Below are 18,929 nucleotides of genomic sequence, written 5' to 3' on the forward strand. Positions count from 1 at the left end.
TGTCAGGGATGGTACGGCCGCCGCCGCGCCCGGCTGGGGGCGGAGGTACCAGGAGGCCGGTCCGCGTTGTCGCCATGTGTGTCCACCGGCGGTGCGGTGGTCGCCCGGACCGCCTACGCCCTCACAGCGGCGGCGACAGCCTCGCTATCCCCCGTAGTGCCCTCGGCGCGAACCGGGACATGAGCAGGGCTCCCCGGGCCTCCGGGGTCACCGGCACCACCGCCCGGTTCTCCACGACGGCCCGCAGGATCGCCTCGGCGACCTTCTCCGGGGGGTAGTTCCGCAGCCCGTACAGCCGAGACGTGCGCTTGCGCAGCCGCTTCTGCTCCTCCTCCGGTACCCCCGCGAAGTGCGCCGTCGACGCGATGCCGGTGTTCACGATGCCCGGGCAGATCGCCGTGACCCCGATGCCCTGCCCGGCCAGCTCCGCCCGCAGGCACTCGCTGAGCATCAGCACCGCCGCCTTCGACGTGCTGTACGCGGGCAGTGCCTTCGACGGCTGGTAGGCGGCGGCAGACGCCGTGTTCACGATGTGGCCGCCCTGGCCGCGCTCGGCCATCTGCCTGCCGAAGATCCGGCAGCCGTGGATCACACCCCACAGATTGACGTCCAGGACCTTCTTCCAGTCCTCGCTCGTCGTGTCGAAGAACGACCCCGACAGGCCGATCCCGGCGTTGTTGACCAGCACGTCCACCGTGCCGTGCTCGGCGGCGACCTTCGCGGCGAGCTTCTCCATCGCCTGTTCGTCGCTGACGTCGGCCACCTCGGCCCACGCCCCGGGCGCTCCGAGCAACCGGGACAGCTCCGCCGTGCGCGACGCGCTCTCCGCGTCCCGGTCGACGGCCACGACCCGCGCCCCGGCCTCGGCGAACGCGAACGCCGTGGCCCGCCCGATACCGCTGCCCGCGCCGGTCACGAGCACCAGCTGCCCGCCGAACCGGTCCGCGTACCGCCGCCCCGAGGCGACCGGGGCCGGTACCTCCGCGCCCTTCTCCTCGTGCGCCGTCACGAACTCGCTGATCCACCCGGCGAGCTGTTCCGGCCGCGTGCGCGGTACCCAGTGCTTCGCCGGGAGCGTGCGCCGCACCAACTGCGGGGCCCACAACGCCAGCTCGTCGTACAGCCGCTCCGACAGGAAGACATCACCGGTCGGCGTGATCAGCTGCACCGGCGCGTGCGCGTAGGCGTCCGAGCGCGGGCGCAGCAGCCGCGCCCGGACGTTGTCCCGGTACAGCCACGCGCCGTGCGCCGCGTCCGTCGGCAGTGACGCCGTCGGGTAGCTGTCGCCCGGCACCTTCTCGACCCGGCGGAGGATCGCCGGCCACCGCTTGCCGAGCGGCCCGCGCCAGGCGAGCTCCGGGAGCACCGGGGTGTGCAGCAGGTACACATACCAGGACTTGGCGCCCTGGCCGAGCAGCTGCCCCACGCGGCGCGGGGTGGGCCGGACGACCCGCTGCTTGATCCAGTGTCCGAAGTGGTCGAGGGAAGGCCCCGACATGGACGTGAACGAAGCGATCCGGCCCTCGGTGCGCTTCACCGTGACGAACTCCCAGGACTGGACGGACCCCCAGTCGTGCCCGACCAGGTGCACCGGCCGGTCCGGGCTGACCGCGTCCGCGACCGCCAGGAAGTCGTCCGTCAGCTTCTCCAGCGTGAACCCGCCGCGCAGCGGCACCGGCGCCGTGGACCGGCCGTGCCCCCGTACGTCGTACAGAACGACATGGAACCGCTCGGCGAGCCGCAGCGCGACCTCCGACCACACCTCCTTCGAGTCGGGGTAGCCGTGGACCAGCACGACCGTGGGCCGGTCGCGGTCGCCCAGCTCGGCGACGCACAACTCGATCCCGCCCGTACGAACCCAGCGCTCCCGCGCACCCCTCAGCAGACTCATACGGCCGCCTCCTCGGTCCAGCGCCGCACGTGCGGCAGGTCGTCGTCAAGCCAGAACGCGCTCTGCTCCGGGTCCTTGGAGTCGGTCACCACGAGCAGCTCCTCGAACTTCACGCCCGTACCCCGGAATCCGAGATGCGGCTCGACCGCCCACAGGCCCGGCTGCGGCGGGTGGTCGGAGAACGTGTACGGGGACCACAGCGGCGACCAGCCCTCCCGGTGCCCGTGCAGCGCGTCGCCCGCCAGCCCCTTCAGCGCCTGTGTGCCGAACCCGAACAGCGTCGGCGACCAGCGCCGCTCCCGCACCCGGCCCACCTTGTGGGCGATCACCCCGAACGGATACGCGCGGTGCCGGTTGGCGTACCCCTGACGGACCATGAGCCGGTCCACGTCCTCGTAGATCTCCCGCAGCGGCCTGCGCTCTCGCACCTCGCGCAGGATCAGCTCGCGGTGCCCCCGCAGATCGGCGAGCAGCCTGTCGTGCACCGGGTTCAGACCGAGACAGCCCGAGTAGCCGATATCCGCCGTGAAGCCCTTGTACACGGGCGCCATGTCGAGGATGAACGGCATCCCCGGCTCCAGCCGCCGGCCGGTGGGGAAGAACTGCAGCGGTATCCGGAAGTTCGCGAACGCCGTGCGGTCGCCGAACCAGGCGAACGGCAGATGGAACCAGTCGCGCACCCCACGCTCCCGCAGCCACTCCCGCTGCATCCGCGCCGCCTCACGCTCCGTCACCCCCGGCTTGAGCTGCGCGGCCACCGCCTCCGCGCACTCGTACGCCAGGCGCTGCACCTCCCTGAACCCGCGCAGCTCCGCGCCCGGTCCAGCCCCTACCTCCGCCGCTGCCGTCACTGCTGCCATGACACCCGCCTGTCCGTAGGCGACCCAATGCGGTACGCGTCCGTAACTTGACACCAATGAATGTGACAATGACCGGCGGCGACGTCAAGGGGCAAGCACGACCTGTGGAAAACCCCCGACCGCGTACGCCTCCCGTACGGGGCCCTACTCCTCGAGTCGGAGAGGGATACAGCCGCCAGGGCTGACGTTCGCTGTGGCCCGCGCCACTACCTTCGAAACGTGACTGTGATCGCCACCGAAAGCCTCAGCAAGCGGTTCCCCAGGGTGACCGCTCTCGACCGGCTCTCCCTGGACATCGGGCCCGGTGTGACCGGACTGGTGGGTGCCAACGGAGCCGGCAAGTCCACCATGATCAAAATCCTGCTCGGTCTGTCCCCGGCCACCGAGGGGCGTGCCGAAGTGCTCGGCCTCGACGTCGCGACCAGCGGCCCCGCCATCCGCGAGCGCGTCGGCTACATGCCGGAGCACGACTGCCTGCCGCCCGACGTCTCGGCCACCGAGTTCGTCGTCCATATGGCGCGCATGTCCGGCCTGCCGCCCGCCGCGGCACGCGAGCGCACCGCGGACACGCTCCGCCACGTCGGCCTGTACGAGGAGCGCTACCGCCCCATGGGCGGCTACTCGACCGGCATGAAGCAGCGCGTGAAGCTCGCCCAGGCCCTCGTACACGACCCGCAGCTGGTCCTCCTCGACGAGCCGACCAACGGCCTCGACCCGGTCGGCCGCGACGAGATGCTCGGTCTCATCCGCCGCGTCTGGACGGACTTCGGCATCTCGGTGCTGGTCACCTCACACCTGCTCGGCGAGCTGGAGCGGACCTGTGACCACGTCGTCGTCATCGACGGCGGCAGCCTCCTGCGCTCCAGCTCCACCAGCGACTTCACGCAGACCACGACGACCGTCGCCGTCGAGGTCACCGACTCCGACACACACCCCGACGGCACCGCCGCCCTCCGCGCCGCCCTCACCGCCGCCGGAGTCACCCTCCACGCGCGCGTGGAGGACGGCCTGCCGGGCGCCGGCCATATCCTCCTCATGGAGGCGACCGGCGACGACATCTACGACACCGTGCGCGACACCGTCGCCGACCTGGGGCTCGGCCTCGTCCGCATGGAACAGCGCCGCCACCACATCGCCGAGGTGTTCCGCCCCGAGGCCGCGGCCGGCCAGTCCCTGGAGGTACAGGCCCGATGAGTACCCAGACGCAGATCCACAACATCGGGTACCGCAAGTACGACGGCCCCCGCCTCGGCCGCGCCTACGCGCGCAGGTCGCTGTACACGCAGTCTCTGCGCGGCGCCTATGGACTCGGCCGCAGCGCCAAGTCCAAGGTCCTGCCGATGATCCTTTTCGGCGTCATGTGCGTACCGGCGCTGATCATCGTCGCGGTCGCCGTCGCCACCAAGGCCAGCGCCCTGAGCGTCGACTACACCCGCTACGCGATCCTCATGCAGCTGGTCATCGCCCTGTACGTGGCCTCCCAGGCGCCCCAGTCCGTCTCCCGCGACCTGCGCTTCAAGAGTGTCCCGCTGTACTTCTCCCGCCCCATCGAACGGGCCGACTACGTCCTCGCCAAGTACGGCGCGATGGCGTCCGCGCTGTTCATCCTGACCGCCGCGCCGCTGCTCGTCCTCTACGTGGGGGCGCTGCTCGCCGAGATGGACTTCTCCGACCAGACCGAGGGCTTCGCGCAGGGGTTGGTGTCCGTGGCGCTGCTGTCGCTCCTCTTCGGCGGAATCGGCCTCGTCCTGGCAGCCCTGACACCCCGTCGGGGCTTCGGCGTCGCCGCCGTCATCGCGGCGCTCGTCATCTCGTACGGCGCCGTCTCCACCGTCCAGGCCATCGCCTGGGGCACCGACAACCTCGACGCCGTGACCTGGCTCGGCCTCTTCTCGCCGATCACCCTCATCGACGGCGTGCAGACCGCCTTCCTCGGCGCGGCGTCCTCCTTCCCGGGCAACACCGGACCCGACGCCGTCGCAGGCGCGGTCTATGTGCTGGTCGTCCTCGGACTCATCGCCGGTTCGTACGCCGCTCTGATGCTCCGCTACCGAAAGGTCGGGCTGTGACAACCCTCAACATCGACCACGCATCGCGCTGGTTCGGCAATGTCGTGGCCGTCAACGACGTCACCATGAACATCGGCCCGGGCGTGACCGGCCTCCTCGGCCCCAACGGGGCCGGGAAGTCCACCCTCATCAACATGATGGGCGGCTTCCTCGCCCCCTCCACCGGCACCGTGACGCTCGACGGTCAGCCCATCTGGCGCAACGAGTCCGTCTACCGCCACATCGGTGTCGTACCGGAGCGCGAGGCGATGTACGACTTCCTCACCGGCCGCGAGTTCGTCCTCGCCAACGCCGAACTGCACGGCCTCGGCGCGGCGGAGGCACAGCGCGCCCTCGCCACCGTCGAGATGGAGTACGCGCAGGACCGGAGGATCTCCACGTACAGCAAGGGCATGCGGCAGCGCGTGAAGATGGCCTCCGCGCTCGTCCACGACCCGTCCGTGCTGCTTCTCGACGAGCCGTTCAACGGCATGGACCCGCGCCAGCGCATGCAGCTGATGGATCTGCTGCGGCGGATGGGCACCGAGGGCCGTACCGTCCTGTTCTCCTCGCACATCCTGGAGGAGGTCGAGCAACTCGCCTCCCACATCGAGGTCATCGTCGCCGGACGGCACGCGGCCAGCGGCGACTTCCGGCGCATCCGCCGCCTGATGACCGACCGCCCGCACCGCTACCTGGTCCGCTCCAGCGACGACCGGGCACTCGCCGCCGCGCTCATCGCCGACCCGTCGACCGCCGGCATCGAGGTGGACGTCACCGAGGGGGCGCTGCGGATCCAGGCGGTGGACTTCGGCCGCTTCACCGAACTGCTGCCGAGGGTCGCCCGCGAGCACTCCATCCGGCTGCTGACGGTCTCGCCCTCGGACGAGTCCCTCGAGTCGGTCTTCTCCTACCTCGTCGCGGCCTGAAGGGAGCCCTCGACCATGTATCACCCCACTGTCGCCCGGCTCACCTACCGGGCCCTGCTGGGCCGTCGCCGTGCCGCGGTCCTCTTCGTACTCCCCGTCCTGCTGGTGGCCATCTCGGTCGCCGTCCGCGTCTTCAACGGCGCCGACGACCAGATCGCCGCCGACGTCCTCGGCGGGTTCGCGCTCGCCACGATGGTGCCGCTGATCGGTGTCATCGCGGGCACGGGCGCGATCGGCCCCGAGATCGACGACGGCTCGATCGTCTATCTGCTCGCCAAGCCGGTGAAGCGCCCCACGATCATCTTCACCAAGCTGATCGTCGCCATCGCAGTGACCATGGTCTTCTCGGCCGTCCCGACCCTTGTCGCCGGCCTGATCCTCAACGGCAACGGGCAGCAGGTGGCCGTCGCGTACACCGTGGCCGCGCTCGTCGCGTCGATCGCGTACAGCGCCGTCTTCCTCCTCCTCGGCACGGTCAGCCGGCACGCCGTCGTCATCGGCCTGGTCTACGCGCTCGTCTGGGAGACGCTGTTCGGCAGCCTCATCGACGGGGCCCGGACCCTGAGCGTCCAGCAGTGGGCCCTGGCGGTCGCCGAGAAGGCCACCCGGGGCGAAGGGCTGATCTCCTCGGATGTCGCCCTGCCGGTCGCGGCGGTCCTGCTGACCGTGGTCACCGTCGCCGCCACCTGGTACGCGGGCAGGAAGCTGCGGACGCTGACGCTGGCGGGTGAGGAGTAGGGGTTTTCCACAGGGAGACCGGTGCCGCAGCGGTCCGGCCGCGCCGGGATTACTGTGGGCGAGGGCGCCACCCACACGGCCCGTACGACCCACACTCACACTCTGGGGAGCAAGCCATGTCAGACCGCTTCGACGTCGTCGTGCTCGGAGCAGGCCCCGGCGGCTATGTCGCCGCGATCCGCGCGGCCCAGCTGGGCAAGCGTGTCGCGGTGGTGGAGGAGAAGTACTGGGGCGGCGTGTGCCTGAACGTCGGCTGTATTCCCACCAAGGCGCTGCTGCGCAACGCCGAGCTGGCGCACCTCTTCACCCATGAGGCGAAGACGTTCGGCATCAAGGTCGACGGGCAGGTCTCCTTCGACTACGGGGAGGCCTTCCGGCGCAGCCGCCGGGTCGCGGACGGCCGTGTCAAGGGCGTCCACTTCCTGATGAAGAAGAACAAGATCACCGAGTTCACCGGCCGGGGCACCTTCCTGGACGCGAACACCCTCCAGGTGGCTCAGTCCGACGGCGGCACGGCCACGATCAGCTTCGACAGCTGCATCATCGCGACCGGCGCCACGCCCCGGCTGCTGCCCGGCACGCGGCGCAGCGACCGGGTGTGGACGTACGAGGAGCAGATCCTCGCCGAGGACCTGCCACAGTCGATCGTGATCGCGGGTGCGGGCGCGATCGGCATCGAATTCGCGTACGTGCTGCACAACTACGGCGTGAAGGTCACCATCGTCGAGTTCCTCGACCGGGTGGCACCGATGGAGGACAAGGACGTCTCGGCGGAGCTGGCCAAGCAGTACCGCAAGCTCGGCATCGACGTGCTGACGTCGACCCGGGTGGAGTCGATCGACGAGTCCGGGCCGCAGGTCCGTGTCACCGTCACCGGTAAGGACGGCGCCCAGCAGGTGCTGGAGGCGGACAAGGTCCTGCAGGCCATCGGCTTCGCCCCGAACGTCTCCGGGTACGGCCTGGAGGCCACGGGCGTCCAGCTCACCGAGCGTGGCGCCATCGACGTGGACGGGCGCTGCCGGACCTCGGTGCCGCACATCTACGCGATCGGTGATGTGACCGCGAAGCTGATGCTCGCGCACGCCGCCGAGGCCATGGGCGTGGTCGCCGCCGAGACCATCGCGGGCGCCGAGACGATGGAGCTCGAGTACCCGATGATCCCGCGCGCGACGTACTGCCAGCCGCAGATCGCCAGCTTCGGCTGGACCGAGGAGCAGGCCCGCGAGAAGGGCTTCGACGTCAAGGTCGCCAAGTTCCCGTTCATGGCGAACGGCAAGGCGCACGGGCTGGGTGACACGACCGGGTTCGTGAAGCTCATCAGCGACGCGAAGTACGGGGAGCTCATCGGCGCCCACCTGATCGGCCCCGACGTCACCGAGCTGCTGCCCGAGCTGACGCTGGCCCAGCAGTGGGACCTGACCGTCCATGAGGTCGCGCGGAACGTGCATGCGCACCCGACGCTGGGCGAGGCGGTCAAGGAGGCCGTGCACGGGCTCGCCGGGCACATGATCAACTTCTGAGCGCCTTCCGCGCCCGGAAATTCACTGGCGCGGAGCGGCCGCCCCCCGGCAGAGTGGTGGACGTACCGACCACCGCAGGGACCGGGGAGGAGCGCGACGATGACCGAGGAGAGTACGAGTCCGTCGGGCTCCCAGCAGGGCAGCGCGGGGCAGGCACCGGAGTAGCCACCGAGACTCCGTGAGCCGCCTGTCGGCTGCTGCCCGGGGGCGGCCGCTTCGAGCGCGCGTATGCGCGGGCCGCCCCTCCCGGAAGATTGGCCGAGTGGTAAGGCACCGGCTTGCTAAGCCGTGGTCGGGGTCACCCCCGCGCGCGTTCGATCCGCGCATCCTCCGCAGGGCCCTTGAACGGGCCGCGAGAACAAGGCCGACATGCTCAGCGCTGTGCCCGCTCGGTGCTGTACCTGTCGGCGCGGTGCCCGCTCAGTGCCGTATCTGTCCGGCTCCGGCCACGCTCAGCGGGAGAGAAGGCCCTCCAGCACCACCGCGATGCCGTCCGACTCGTTGGACGCCGTGATCTCGTGGGCCACGGCCTTGAGCGAGTCATGGGCGTTGGCCATGGCTACGCCGTGGTGGGACCAGGCGAACATGGGGATGTCGTTCGGCATGTCGCCGAAGGCGATCGTGTCCTTGGCCTTCACGCCCAGACGGCGGGCCGCCAGGGAGAGACCCGTCGCCTTGGTGAGGCCCAGGGGCAGGATCTCGACTATGCCCGGGCCGGCCATGACCACGTCCACCAGGCTTCCGACCGTCTCGCGGGCGACCGTAGCCAGGGCGTCGTCGTCCAGGTCGGGGTGCTGGACGTACACCTTGTTGAGCGGCGCCGACCACAGATCGGCGGGGTCCTTGTACGGGACGTACGGCAGCGGGCCTTCCTGGACCCGGTAGCCGGGTCCGACCAGCACATCGCCGTCCAGGCCGTCGCGGCTCGCGGCCAGCGAGAGCGGGCCGACCTCGGCCTCCAGCTTCGACAGGGCGAGCCCCGCCAGCTGCCGGTCCAGAGTCACCGACGTCAGCAGCCGGTGCTCGCCCGCGTGGTAGACCTGCGCGCCCTGGCCGCACACCGCGAGCCCCTCGTAGCCGAGGTCGTCGAGGATGTGCCGGGTCCAGGGCACGGAGCGTCCGGTGACCACGATGTGCGCGGCGCCCGCCTCCGTGACGGCGGCGAGCGCGTCGCGCGTACGCTGCGAGACCGTCTCGTCGGAACGAAGCAGCGTCCCGTCGAGGTCGGTCGCGACGAGCCGGTAGGGGAAGGGGCTCACTTGGCCGCGGGCTCCAGCAGCTCCCGGCCTCCGAGGTACGGCCGGAGGGCCTCCGGGACACGCACCGAGCCGTCGGCCAGCTGGTGGTTCTCCAGGATCGCCACGATCGTGCGCGGTACGGCGCAGAGCGTGCCGTTCAGGGTGGCCAGCGGCTGCACCTTCTTGCCGTCGCGCATGCGCACGGACAGCCGGCGGGCCTGGAAGCTGTCGCAGTTGGACGCGGACGTCAGCTCGCGGTACTTGCCCTGTGTCGGGATCCACGCCTCGCAGTCGTACTTGCGCGACGCGGACGCGCCCAGATCACCGGTGGCGACGTCGATCACCTGGAACGGCAGCTCCAGCGACGTCAGCCACTGCTTCTCCCACTCCAGCAGCCGCTTGTGCTCGGCCTCGGCCTCCTCCGGCGCGACGTACGAGAACATCTCGACCTTGTCGAACTGATGGACGCGGAAGATGCCGCGGGTGTCCTTGCCGTACGTGCCGGCCTCGCGCCGGTAGCAGGGCGAGAATCCGGCGTACCGCAGCGGCAGCTTGTCCGCGTCGAGGATCTCGTCCATGTGGTACGCGGCGAGCGGCACCTCGGACGTGCCCACCAGGTAGTAGTCGTCCTTCTCCAGGTGGTACACGTTCTCGGCGGCCTGGCCGAGGAAGCCGGTGCCCTCCATGGCGCGCGGCCGGACCAGCGCCGGCGTGAGCATCGGGACGAACCCGGCCTCCGTCGCCTGGGCGATCGCCGCGTTGACCAGCGCGAGCTCCAGCAGCGCGCCCACGCCCGTCAGGTAGTAGAAGCGCGAGCCGGACACCTTCGCACCGCGCTCGACGTCGATGGCGCCCAGCGCCTCGCCCAGCTCCAGGTGGTCCTTGGGCTCGAAGCCCTCGGCGGCGAAGTCCCGGACGGTGCCGTGCGTCTCCAGGACGACGAAGTCCTCCTCGCCGCCGACCGGGACGTCCGCGTGGACGATGTTGCCGAGCTGGAGCAGCAGGCGCCGGGTCTCGTCGTCGGCCTCGTTCTGCTCGGCGTCGGCGGCCTTGACGTCGGTCTTCAGCTGCTCGGCCCGCTTGAGCAGCTCGGCCCGCTCCTCGGGCGACGCCTTGGGGATGAGCTTGCCGAGCGACTTCTGTTCGGAGCGGAGCTCGTCGAAGCGGACGCCGGACGACCTGCGCCGCTCATCGGCGGAGAGCAGGGCGTCGACGAGCTCGACGTCCTCTCCACGGGCGCGCTGGGAGGCGCGAACACGGTCGGGGTCCTCACGGAGCAGGCGAAGGTCAATCACCCCTCCAGGCTACCGGTGTGCGCAGACCGCATCCCACCGCATATCCACTGCGCCACAGCGTGTCACTTTGTCCTGATTGCCGGAATTATTGAAGCTAGCAATGAAACGTCTGCTATTCAACGGCAAAGCACCGTCCACGCGCGTCACTTGTCCACAGAGGGGGCCGGCTCGGAAATGTTATCCACAGGCTGTGTGGAAGAGATGTGGACTTCTGAATTGATCATTCCGAAAGTCGTGCGTGCGGAGAGGGATTCGCCGATCAAACCTGTTCCACACACTCATTCGGGTGGGAATTTCTCGCCCTAAGGGGTTGATCAAAGGAATTGGGGTGACGCGGGCGGACAAAACCGACTGTGGACGCCGGTGAGGTAGCTACACCGATTTATCGACCTTGTCCGGGTCCGTTGAGGCCCGGCGTATGCCGCGATGTCGACTTGTCCCCAGGTTGAGAAGGGGCCCTGTGGATAACTCGGGCCTGGGTCCTGCCTCAGGCCCCCCGGCCGTCCTGGCACCGCGCCAGCCAGTCCGCCGCCGCCGTGAAATCCGTGTCCGACGTGCCGGGCCGCAGGGCCCGCACCTGGTCGGCCGAGACACCCGCCCGCGGATACGACCCCAGGAAACGCACCTTCGGGCAGATCCGCTTCAGGCCCATCAGCGCCTCGCCCACCCGCCGGTCGGAGATATGGCCCTCGGCGTCCACCGCGAAGCAGTAGTTACCGATGCCCGCACCGGTCGGCCGCGACTGGATCAGCATCAGGTTGACGCCCCGCACCGCGAACTCCTGGAGGAGCTCCAGCAGCGCGCCCGGGTGGTCGTCCCGCAGCCAGATGACCATCGACGTCTTGTCGGCCCCGGTCGGCGCGGAGGGCCTGGCCGGCCGCCCCACCAGTACGAACCGGGTCTCCGCGTTCTCCGCGTCGTGGATGTCCGCGACCAGGGCCTCCAGCCCGTACGTCGCCGCCGCGAACTCGCCCGCGAACGCCGCGTCGTACCGCCCCTCCTGCACCAGCCGCGCGCCGTCCGCGTTCGACGCGGCCGACTCCCACAGCGCCTCCGGCAGGTGGTCGCGGAGCCAGTTCCGCACCTGCGGCTGGGCCACCGGGTGTCCGGTCACCGTCTTGATGTCGGTCAGCTTCGTGCCCGGCCGCACCAGCAACGCGAACGCGATCGGCAGCAGCACCTCGCGGTAGATCATCAGCGGCTCGCCGGACGCCAGCTCGTCGAGCGTCGCGGTCACCCCGCCCTCCACCGAGTTCTCGATCGGTACGAGAGCGGCGGCTGCCTCGCCGTTCCGTACGGCGTCCAGGGCCGCCGGCACCGAGACCATCGGCACCAGCTCCCGCGTCGCGGATTCCGGCAGCGTCCGCAGGGCCGCCTCGGTGAAGGTGCCCTCGGGACCGAGATAGGTGAATCGCGTGGCCGACATACCGGTCACCCTAATGCGCCGGAGCCCCGGACGGTTCACGCTTCCAGCAGCCGCTGCCCCACGTACTCGCCCTCCGCCGGCCCGCCCGGTACCGCGAAGAGGCCACTCGACTCGTGCCGGATGAACGCGGACAGCGCGTCGCCCCGGTCCAGCTTCCGCTGCACCGGTACGAAGCCCTTCAGCGGATCGGCCTGCCAGCAGATGAACAGCAGCCCCGCGTCCGGCGTCCCGTCGGGGCCGATCCCGTCGTGGAAGGAGAACGGCCGCCGCAGCATCGTCGCCCCGCCGTTCTGCTCCGGCGCCGAGATCCGGGCGTGCGCGTCCGCCGGGATCACCGGCTTGCCGTCCGCGCCGAGCTTGTCCAGATCCGGCTCCGTGGTCTCCGTACCGCCCGTCAGTGGGGCGCCGTCGGACTTGCGGCGCCCTATGACCTGCTCCTGGCGCTTCAGCGGCACCTTCTCCCAGTCGTCGAGGAGCATCCGGATACGCCGCACCACCGCGTACGACCCGCCCGCCATCCACGGCTGGTCGCCGCCCGGCGAGACGAAGACGTGCCCGTCGAAGCCGGGCTCGGCCGGCTTGGGATTGCCGGTGCCGTCGATCTGCCCCATCAGGTTGCGTGCCGTCATGGGCTGTGCGGTCGCGCCCGGCGAACGGTTGAAGCCGTTCATCTGCCAGCGCACGGTCGCCGCCGCGCCCGCCTCCCGCTGGATCGTGCGCAGCGCGTGGAACGCGACCAGCGCGTCGTCGGCGCCGATCTGCACCCACAGGTCTCCGTTGGACCGCTTCGGGTCCAGCTGGTCGGACGAGAACGCGGGCAGCGGGTCCAGCTGCTCCGGCCGCCGCGCCACAAGGCCGGCGCGGTCGAAGAAGGACGCGCCGAACCCGAACGTGACCGTCAGGGAGCACGGCCCCGCGTCCCGCGCCACCCCGGCGTCCGCGCCGCCCACCGGCTCGCCCGCCATCAACAGCTCGGCCGCCGCCGACCAGCGGCGCATCAGCGCCACCGCCTCCTTGCGGCCCGCGCCCGCCGCCAGGTCGAACGCGACGACATGGCCGCGTGCCTGCAACGGTTGCAGGATGCCCGCCTGGTGGGGCCCCCGGAACGGCACCCGGGTCGCTCCGACCGTCGTCAGCGCCGGCCCCCCGGCGCCCGCCTCGTCGGCGACGGACGCGTATGTGGCGGCGCCGCCGGCCGCGCCGAGCGCCAGTCCGGTCGCGCCCGCGGCACCCACAGTGCCCAGCAGCCGCCGCCTAGAGATCTCCAGGTTGTCGCTCATAGTCAGGTCAACCGATCTTCACGTTCTTGTCGATGGTGGTCTGGTCGATGTCGGACGTGCGGACGGTCACCCGGATCCGCCAGTCGCCCGGCATCGGGAGCTGTGCGGATCTGGCGGTCCACCGGCCCGCGGCGTCCCGGTCCAGTGCGACGGGCAGCGGCCCGATCTCCTGCGCGTCGAGTGTGAACGACACCTTCAGCTCGGCCACGTCACGCGGCCGCCCGTCCGCCCCGTCCACGGATACGCGGAGCGTGTTGCCGCCGGACCGGCCGGGGTCGAGGTTCAGCCGGACGGTACCCGTGCCGTCCGGGCCGCCCGTGTCGAACGGCAGGCTCACGTCGACCGGCCGGTCGGGTACGGCGGTCGAGGCGGCGGCCCGCTGCCCGTCCGCCCGCTCCTGCGTCCGTCCCGGCTCCGTCGCCGTCAGCGCGGTGGTCACGCCGAGGAGCACCACGACGACGGCCGACTCGGCGAGTACGGAGCGGCGCAGCCCGGCCCGTGCGGGGTCGGCGTCCCGGACGCGGCGTTTCCGGGCGACCGCCACGGCGGCCCGCTGCCGGGCTAGCTGCGCGGCACGTACGGGATCACCGGCACCGCCGCGGACCGGGGCGCCGCCCTCGGCCTGGTCCTCCGCACTCTCCTGGCCGCCGTCGCCGGCCCCGTCCTTCTTCTCGGACGAGGTGGGAGGCGCCGTCTCCGCCGAAGCGACCGCCACCGTCTCCGCCAGCCGCCGCGTCCAGCGCCGCGAGACCCACCCGGCCCCGAGCAGAACGGCGATCAGCCCGACCTTCACCAGCAGCAGCCGCCCGTACGCCGTCCCGGTCAGCGCCGTCCACGAGCCGACCTGCCGCCACGACTGGTACAGCCCCGTCGCGGCCAGCACCACCACGGCGCCGAACGCGAGGCGCGAGTACCGCAGCACCGCCGCCCGCTCGATCGACGGCTCCCGGTACAGCGCGACCAGCAACGCCGCGAGACCGCCCAGCCAGGCCGCCACGGCGAGCAGGTGCAGCACGTCCACCGGCATCGCCACCCCCGTCTGGAGCCCGGTCGACGCGTGTTCGGACAGCGCCCACGTCCCGGCGATCCCGGCCGCGACGACCGTCCCACCGACGGCGAGCCCGAAGACCAGGTCCGGCCGGTCCCCGGGCCCCGTGCGCCGGGCGTACGACCCGAAGAGCACCGCGACGAACAGCGCCGCCGCCCCGGTCAGCAGCAGCCGGGAGGTGAGCGCCGCACCGGTCTTGGTGTCCAGCACCCCCTGGAGCACGCCGAGGTCGAAAACGTCGCCCAGCTCCCCGGACCCGGTGTACGGCCCGCGCAGCAGCAGAAGCGCCAGCGTCGCCGCGGTGAGCGTCACCCACCCGTACGCGATGAGCCGTTGCACCGGCCGCGCCGCCGCCCCGCGCGGCCAGCAGGCCAGGACGAACGCCGCGCCGCCCACCAGCACGACGAAGCCCGCGTACGACACGTACCGCCCGATGTCGTAGAGCGCGCCGACGAGTCCGCCGCCGGCCTGCTGCTCCGGCAGGGTGACCGTAGTCTCGGACGGCTCGCCGACGGAGAAGGTGAACGCGCCCGAGATCGGGTGGCTGTCGGCGGACACGGCGCGCCAGGCCACGGTGTACGTCCCGTCGGGCACCCCGTCGCGCAGGTCGACGCCGTACTTGACGACCGAGCCGCTGCACAGGTCGCGCAGCTCCCCGATGTCGGCGCGCCTGCCGCTCGGTTCGAGCACACGGATGCTGTCGTCGCCCATGGCGACCTGCTCGGAGAAGGTGAGCGTGACCCGCTGCGGCGCCGTGGCGACCACCGCCCCGTCCTCCGGGTCGCTGCCGGACAGCGTGGAGTGCGCCGCCGCCACGCCGGAGAGCGCGGTGCCGAGCAGTGCCACGGTGAGCAGCAGCAGCGCCAGCAGCCGGGGCGGGCGGGTGGTGCCTCCGGAGCCGGGGGCGTTGGCCGTCATGGTGATGGTGCTTCCTCGCCGCTCAGTGCCGCATGCCGTCGTGCTGCTGCCCGTGCGTGTCGTGCTGCTGCCCGTCCTGCTTCGGGTTGTGGGTCCTGGCCTCGACCGGGACCTCGACCTCGATCGGGTCGGACTCCTTGAAGCGCAGCTCGATCCGGACCTTCTCGCCCTGCTTCGGTGTGCGCTTCAGATCCATGAACATCAGATGGCTGCCGCCGCGCTCCAGCCTCAGCTCGCCGTGCGCGGGCAGGCCGTAGCCGGTGACCTGCCGCATCTTCTGGTCCTTCGTCTCGTGCAGCTGCACGTCGTCGGAGAGGTCGCTGGTGACGGCCGTGAGCGTGTCGCCGGCGTCGCCGGTGTTGGTGACGGTGAGGAAGCCGCCGGCCATGTCGCTGTTCACCGGTTCGGGGATGAAGGCCCCGCTGACCTTCAACCGCGGCTTGCCGTCCGCCGCGTCGGCGGACGAGCAGCCGCCCAGGGCCAGGCCCGTGACGAGCGCGAGCGCGGCGGAGAGGGCGGCGGTGGTGGTGCGGCGGGTCACGGGTTCTCTCCACGGATGAGCTTCGGCAGGTCCTGGGCGTAGTCCTCGACGCTGGTGTCCTCGCCGTAGACGACATACCCGCGGTCGGTCTTCGGCGAGAACGCCATCACCTGCGCGCCGTGCATGGAGACGACCTTGCCGTCCTTGTCCGTCGACGGCGGGTCGATGCCGATACCGAGCCGGCGGGCGCCGGCCTGGATCGTCGGGAACGCGCCGCTGAGGCCGACGAAGCTGGGGTCTCCGGCGGACGGCAGCCACTTGGCGAGCTCGGCGGGGGTGTCGCGCTCCGGGTCGGTGGTCACGAAGACGACCTCGAGCTTGTCCCGGTCCGCCTTGGGCAGTTCCTTCATCGCGGTGGCGATGTTGCTCATGGTCAGCGGGCACACGTCGGGGCAGTGCGTGTAGCCGAAGTAGACGAGGGTGGGCTTGCCCTTGGTCCGCTCGCGTAGGTCGTACGGCTTGCCGGTGGTGTCGGTGAGGACGAGGTTCGGCTTCTCGAACGGGCGGTCCAGGACCGTCCCGGGCTTCGAGGCGTCGGCGGCCATGGACACGTCGGCGACGGGGCTGCTGCCCGCCTTCGTACCGGTGCCGCAGGCGGTCAGGGCGAGCGCCGACGCGGTGACGAGGGCGGCGGCGATAAGCCGGGTGCGCCGGGCCCCGTGGCGGGGCCGCGCGGCGCGGATGACAGTGCGCATCACGATTTCTCTCAGATCAGTCAGTCGGGTGGCTGGATGTGTCCGGGGGTCACGCGGAGCGGCGGCGCCCGGACACGACGGCGAAGGCGACACCGGCGGCACCGACCAGGATGCCGACGACACCGAGGACGCGGGCCGTGGTGTCGCTCACGTCACCGGAGGCGGCCGCGGTCTTCTGCCCGCTCTCGTTCTCGCCGCTCTCGTTCTTGCCGTTCTCGTTCTTGTCGTTCCCGTCGTCCGCCTGCTCCGCCCCGGCGGAGCCGCCCTTGCCCTCGGCGGCGGACAGTTTCAGGACGGGCGCGGGGGAGTCGGGCTCGGCGGCGCCCTCCTCGGCCTCCTCGATCCAGCGCACGACCTCGTCGTTGTCGTACGTCTGGAGAGCCTTGAAGACGAGCTGGTCGGTGTTCTCCGGCAGGCGGCCGAGCGACACCGGGAACTGCTGGAACTGCCCAGGACCGATCTTCGAGCCGTTCGCGGTCCAGGTGATCTTGGACGGGGCCTCGGTGATCTTCTTGCCGTGCAGATCCAGCGGGGTGGCCAGCTTCGCCTTCTCGACCACCACGGTCCAGCCCGGCACGGGCTGCGGCATCACGGAGGCCAGCGGATGGTCCTTCGGCAGGGTTACCTCGAGCTTCACGGTCGAGGCGCTGTCCCGCTCGTTGGGGACCTTGAAGTTGACCGTGGCGTACTTGCCCTTGGCGGCCTCGCCCTGCGGCTGGACGGTCACATGGGCGTACGAGGCCGAGGAGAGCAGCAGGACGGAGGAGACGGCGGCGCCGCCGACGAGGGCGAGCCGGGAGGACAGACGGGTGACGTTCATGTCGGAACACTCTCCACAGAGAGAAGGAGAACGGGCGTGCACGCCCGACGCGCAGACGGTCGGAGATGCGCACGCACGTACGGGCATGGCGGCACCACCCCTGCGAGGAAGGCCGGGTGGGCCGCGTCGGGCTGCGGGAAAGCCGGACCGCGTGGGTCAGGCCGCGAGCTCGACGCCGGCCGGCGGGCCGCGCCTGATCACGGTGTGCTGGAGCGCGCCCGCCGCCACGGGCAGCGGGACGTCCTCGTGCGCACCCGCCGGACGCGGCCCGGCGACGAGCAGCGACCGCACCCCGGCGAGCAGGACGCGTACGAGAACGAGGGCAGCGCGCAGCGCCCGTACGAGCGCCTCCTCGGCGGCCTGGACAGCGCCCCGCGCCGACAGCTCGGCCAGCCGGGCGAGGCGGAGCAGCGCCAGGTCGCCGCGGCGCAGCAGCCAGCCGGTGACGAGCGCGGCGAGCAGGTGCCCGAGCGCCATCGACAGGCTGGGCAGCGTCTGCGGGTCCACCGGTGCCGCACCGGCGGCGGGACCCGCGGCGGCCGCGGCCGCCGTCGGGTCGAGCCCCGCCGCCGTGACGATCCGGTGGGCGTCCCCCGGCGTGAGCGGCCGGGTGCCCGCGCCGCACACCAGCCGCGCGGCGGCCCGGATCAGCGCGTCGCTCGCGGGACCGCCGCCCGTGGCGGCGGGGGCGGCGTGCTCCTGGCCGATCCCGAAGAGCGTGTGAAGTGCCAGCTGTCCGCCCGCGAGCGCTGTCGTGATCACCGGCATCGAGCGCTCCCGGCCGGTGAACGGCAGGGACAGCAGGAAGACGCCGGCGAAGCCGGCGGTGAGCGTCCACCACGGAACGGCCTCGCACGCGGCGAGGACATGGCCCAACGCGGACAGCACGACACAGACCGCGGTGAACACCGCGGCCCTCAGCAGCCGTGGACCAGTGGGGGCGAACATGGCCGGGCCATCATCCCACCACGCCCCCGTCGCCCACACGGCAGGTCCGGTACGTCGTCTTTGGTGCCGGAAACCCGAAAGGCGCCCCCATGGATCTCCCATACACGGCGTACGAGGCACGCACATCCGCTGAAAGAGGGATCAGGCGTCAACTCCATGCTTACCCGTCGAATATGGGGCAATACGTAACGGTATGTCGAGCCGCAGCCAGGAGGCTGAAGCATGAGCATCTGGTGGTCCCTCCACTTGCGGCGCGAGGCTGCGAGCGTTCCGCTCGCCCGACGTCTCCTCCTCGGCGCCATGGAGGCCGCGGGGGTCGACCCGGACACCTCCTACGACCTGTCGCTGGCGCTCGGTGAGGCATGCGCCAACGCGGTCGAGCACGGTGGCGAGGACTCCGCCGAGTTCCGGGTGACCGCGTACCTGGACGGAGAGAAGTGCCGTATCGAAGTGGCCGACTCAGGGCCCGGGTTCCCGCCCGGACCGGTGCGTGTCGTGCCCCGTGGCTCCGCGCCCACGGACGCCGAGGGAGGGCGTGGCCTGCGCCTGATCGAAGAGCTCGCCGACCACGTCCACTTCGGGAACAGAGCCGGCCGGGGCGGTGCCGTGGTGTCCTTCGACAAGATCGTGAAGTGGCGCGCGGACGCGCCCTTGGCGCTGACGACGTGAGCGCGACGGTCTGAGTTCGACGGCCTGAGTTCGACGGCCTGAGCCGCGACATCCCGAGTGTGTGT

17 protein-coding genes and 1 tRNA gene are annotated in these 18,929 nt (G+C 71.2%); 7 read left to right on the forward strand and 11 right to left on the reverse strand.

The features are described 5' to 3' along the window. Nucleotides 1–121: 121 nt before the first annotated feature. Nucleotides 122–1,891 (reverse strand): SDR family oxidoreductase, encoded by a 1,770-nt coding sequence (locus tag FVS66_RS03635; protein ID WP_149179503.1) that lies wholly within the window; start codon nt 1,889–1,891, stop codon nt 122–124. Then, a complete protein-coding gene (locus tag FVS66_RS03640) occupies nt 1,888–2,751 on the reverse strand; it encodes a M24 family metallopeptidase (protein ID WP_149179504.1) in 864 nt (287 codons plus the stop codon). The genes FVS66_RS03635 and FVS66_RS03640 overlap by 4 nt, the downstream gene beginning before the upstream one ends. 225 nt (nt 2,752–2,976) lie before the next feature. On the opposite strand from FVS66_RS03640, the gene FVS66_RS03645 reads away from it, so the two are divergent. The 6 genes from FVS66_RS03645 (at nt 2,977) to FVS66_RS03670 (ending at nt 8,319) form a co-directional block, all read left to right on the forward strand. Next, complete coding sequence (locus FVS66_RS03645; RefSeq protein WP_149179537.1) at nt 2,977–3,945, forward strand: ABC transporter ATP-binding protein; 969 nt, start codon at nt 2,977–2,979, stop codon at nt 3,943–3,945. Continuing rightward, nucleotides 3,942–4,820 (forward strand): ABC transporter permease, encoded by an 879-nt coding sequence (locus tag FVS66_RS03650; RefSeq protein WP_149179505.1) that lies wholly within the window; start codon nt 3,942–3,944, stop codon nt 4,818–4,820. Before FVS66_RS03645 ends, FVS66_RS03650 begins: the two co-directional genes overlap by 4 nt. Continuing rightward, nucleotides 4,817–5,728, forward strand: a complete 912-nt coding sequence (locus FVS66_RS03655; protein WP_149179506.1) for an ABC transporter ATP-binding protein — start codon at nt 4,817–4,819, stop codon at nt 5,726–5,728. The genes FVS66_RS03650 and FVS66_RS03655 overlap by 4 nt, the downstream gene beginning before the upstream one ends. A gap of 15 nt (nt 5,729–5,743) precedes the next feature. Next, nucleotides 5,744–6,466 (forward strand): ABC transporter permease, encoded by a 723-nt coding sequence (locus tag FVS66_RS03660; RefSeq protein ID WP_149179507.1) that lies wholly within the window; start codon nt 5,744–5,746, stop codon nt 6,464–6,466. A 116-nt stretch (nt 6,467–6,582) separates the two neighbouring features. Beyond that, nucleotides 6,583–7,986, forward strand: a complete 1,404-nt coding sequence (gene lpdA / locus FVS66_RS03665; RefSeq protein WP_149179508.1) for a dihydrolipoyl dehydrogenase — start codon at nt 6,583–6,585, stop codon at nt 7,984–7,986. 248 nt (nt 7,987–8,234) lie between these two features. Further along, nucleotides 8,235–8,319 (forward strand) — tRNA-Ser (locus FVS66_RS03670). 119 nt (nt 8,320–8,438) lie between these two features. On the opposite strand, the gene FVS66_RS03675 is transcribed toward FVS66_RS03670, so the two are convergent. The 9 genes from FVS66_RS03675 to FVS66_RS03715 all read right to left on the reverse strand — a co-directional run bounded on the left by FVS66_RS03675 (nt 8,439) and on the right by FVS66_RS03715 (nt 18,195). Beyond that, nucleotides 8,439–9,245: an HAD family hydrolase gene (locus tag FVS66_RS03675; RefSeq protein ID WP_149179509.1), complete on the reverse strand. Its 807-nt coding sequence runs from the start codon at nt 9,243–9,245 to the stop codon at nt 8,439–8,441. Beyond that, entirely contained in the window at nt 9,242–10,519 is a 1,278-nt protein-coding gene (gene serS, locus FVS66_RS03680; RefSeq protein ID WP_149179510.1) for a serine--tRNA ligase, read from the reverse strand. Before serS ends, FVS66_RS03675 begins: the two co-directional genes overlap by 4 nt. Before the next feature lie 487 nt (nt 10,520–11,006). Continuing rightward, complete coding sequence (pheA, locus tag FVS66_RS03685) at nt 11,007–11,945, reverse strand: prephenate dehydratase (RefSeq protein WP_149179511.1); 939 nt, start codon at nt 11,943–11,945, stop codon at nt 11,007–11,009. A gap of 35 nt (nt 11,946–11,980) precedes the next feature. After that, nucleotides 11,981–13,225, reverse strand: coding sequence for an iron uptake transporter deferrochelatase/peroxidase subunit (gene efeB, locus FVS66_RS03690; RefSeq protein WP_149179512.1), 1,245 nt, complete (start codon nt 13,223–13,225; stop codon nt 11,981–11,983). Between the two features lie 7 nt (nt 13,226–13,232). Next, nucleotides 13,233–15,191, reverse strand: coding sequence for a FixH family protein (locus FVS66_RS03695; protein ID WP_149179513.1), 1,959 nt, complete (start codon nt 15,189–15,191; stop codon nt 13,233–13,235). 22 nt (nt 15,192–15,213) lie between these two features. Beyond that, entirely contained in the window at nt 15,214–15,732 is a 519-nt protein-coding gene (locus FVS66_RS03700) for a copper chaperone PCu(A)C (RefSeq protein ID WP_149179514.1), read from the reverse strand. Further along, the gene (locus FVS66_RS03705; RefSeq protein ID WP_149179515.1) at nt 15,729–16,427 is read right to left on the reverse strand and encodes an SCO family protein; all 699 of its coding nucleotides are present in this window, start codon (nt 16,425–16,427) and stop codon (nt 15,729–15,731) included. The genes FVS66_RS03700 and FVS66_RS03705 overlap by 4 nt, the downstream gene beginning before the upstream one ends. Before the next feature lie 49 nt (nt 16,428–16,476). Further along, on the reverse strand, nt 16,477–17,247 hold the full coding sequence (locus FVS66_RS03710; protein WP_149179516.1) for a YcnI family protein: 771 nt from the start codon (nt 17,245–17,247) through the stop codon (nt 16,477–16,479). 156 nt (nt 17,248–17,403) lie between these two features. Continuing rightward, entirely contained in the window at nt 17,404–18,195 is a 792-nt protein-coding gene (locus tag FVS66_RS03715; RefSeq protein ID WP_149179517.1) for a hypothetical protein, read from the reverse strand. A 222-nt stretch (nt 18,196–18,417) separates the two neighbouring features. On the opposite strand from FVS66_RS03715, the gene FVS66_RS03720 reads away from it, so the two are divergent. Next, the gene (locus FVS66_RS03720; RefSeq protein WP_149179518.1) at nt 18,418–18,864 is read left to right on the forward strand and encodes an ATP-binding protein; all 447 of its coding nucleotides are present in this window, start codon (nt 18,418–18,420) and stop codon (nt 18,862–18,864) included. Nucleotides 18,865–18,929: the final 65 nt, after the last annotated feature.

The sequence above is a fragment of the Streptomyces sp. TRM49041 genome (assembly GCF_008271805.1).
GTDB lineage: Bacteria > Actinomycetota > Actinomycetes > Streptomycetales > Streptomycetaceae > Streptomyces.

Coding starts and splice junctions, on each gene's coding strand:
- pheA (WP_149179511.1), bottom strand. CDS start 11,945: ATGTCGGCCACGCGATTCACCTATCTCGGTCCCGAGGGCACCTTCACC.
- FVS66_RS03695 (WP_149179513.1), bottom strand. CDS start 15,191: ATGACGGCCAACGCCCCCGGCTCCGGAGGCACCACCCGCCCGCCCCGG.
- FVS66_RS03720 (WP_149179518.1), top strand. CDS start 18,418: ATGAGCATCTGGTGGTCCCTCCACTTGCGGCGCGAGGCTGCGAGCGTT.
- FVS66_RS03715 (WP_149179517.1), bottom strand. CDS start 18,195: ATGTTCGCCCCCACTGGTCCACGGCTGCTGAGGGCCGCGGTGTTCACC.
- FVS66_RS03660 (WP_149179507.1), top strand. CDS start 5,744: ATGTATCACCCCACTGTCGCCCGGCTCACCTACCGGGCCCTGCTGGGC.
- FVS66_RS03650 (WP_149179505.1), top strand. CDS start 3,942: ATGAGTACCCAGACGCAGATCCACAACATCGGGTACCGCAAGTACGAC.
- FVS66_RS03635 (WP_149179503.1), bottom strand. CDS start 1,891: ATGAGTCTGCTGAGGGGTGCGCGGGAGCGCTGGGTTCGTACGGGCGGG.
- efeB (WP_149179512.1), bottom strand. CDS start 13,225: ATGAGCGACAACCTGGAGATCTCTAGGCGGCGGCTGCTGGGCACTGTG.
- FVS66_RS03710 (WP_149179516.1), bottom strand. CDS start 17,247: ATGAACGTCACCCGTCTGTCCTCCCGGCTCGCCCTCGTCGGCGGCGCC.
- FVS66_RS03640 (WP_149179504.1), bottom strand. CDS start 2,751: ATGGCAGCAGTGACGGCAGCGGCGGAGGTAGGGGCTGGACCGGGCGCG.
- FVS66_RS03705 (WP_149179515.1), bottom strand. CDS start 16,427: ATGCGCACTGTCATCCGCGCCGCGCGGCCCCGCCACGGGGCCCGGCGC.
- lpdA (WP_149179508.1), top strand. CDS start 6,583: ATGTCAGACCGCTTCGACGTCGTCGTGCTCGGAGCAGGCCCCGGCGGC.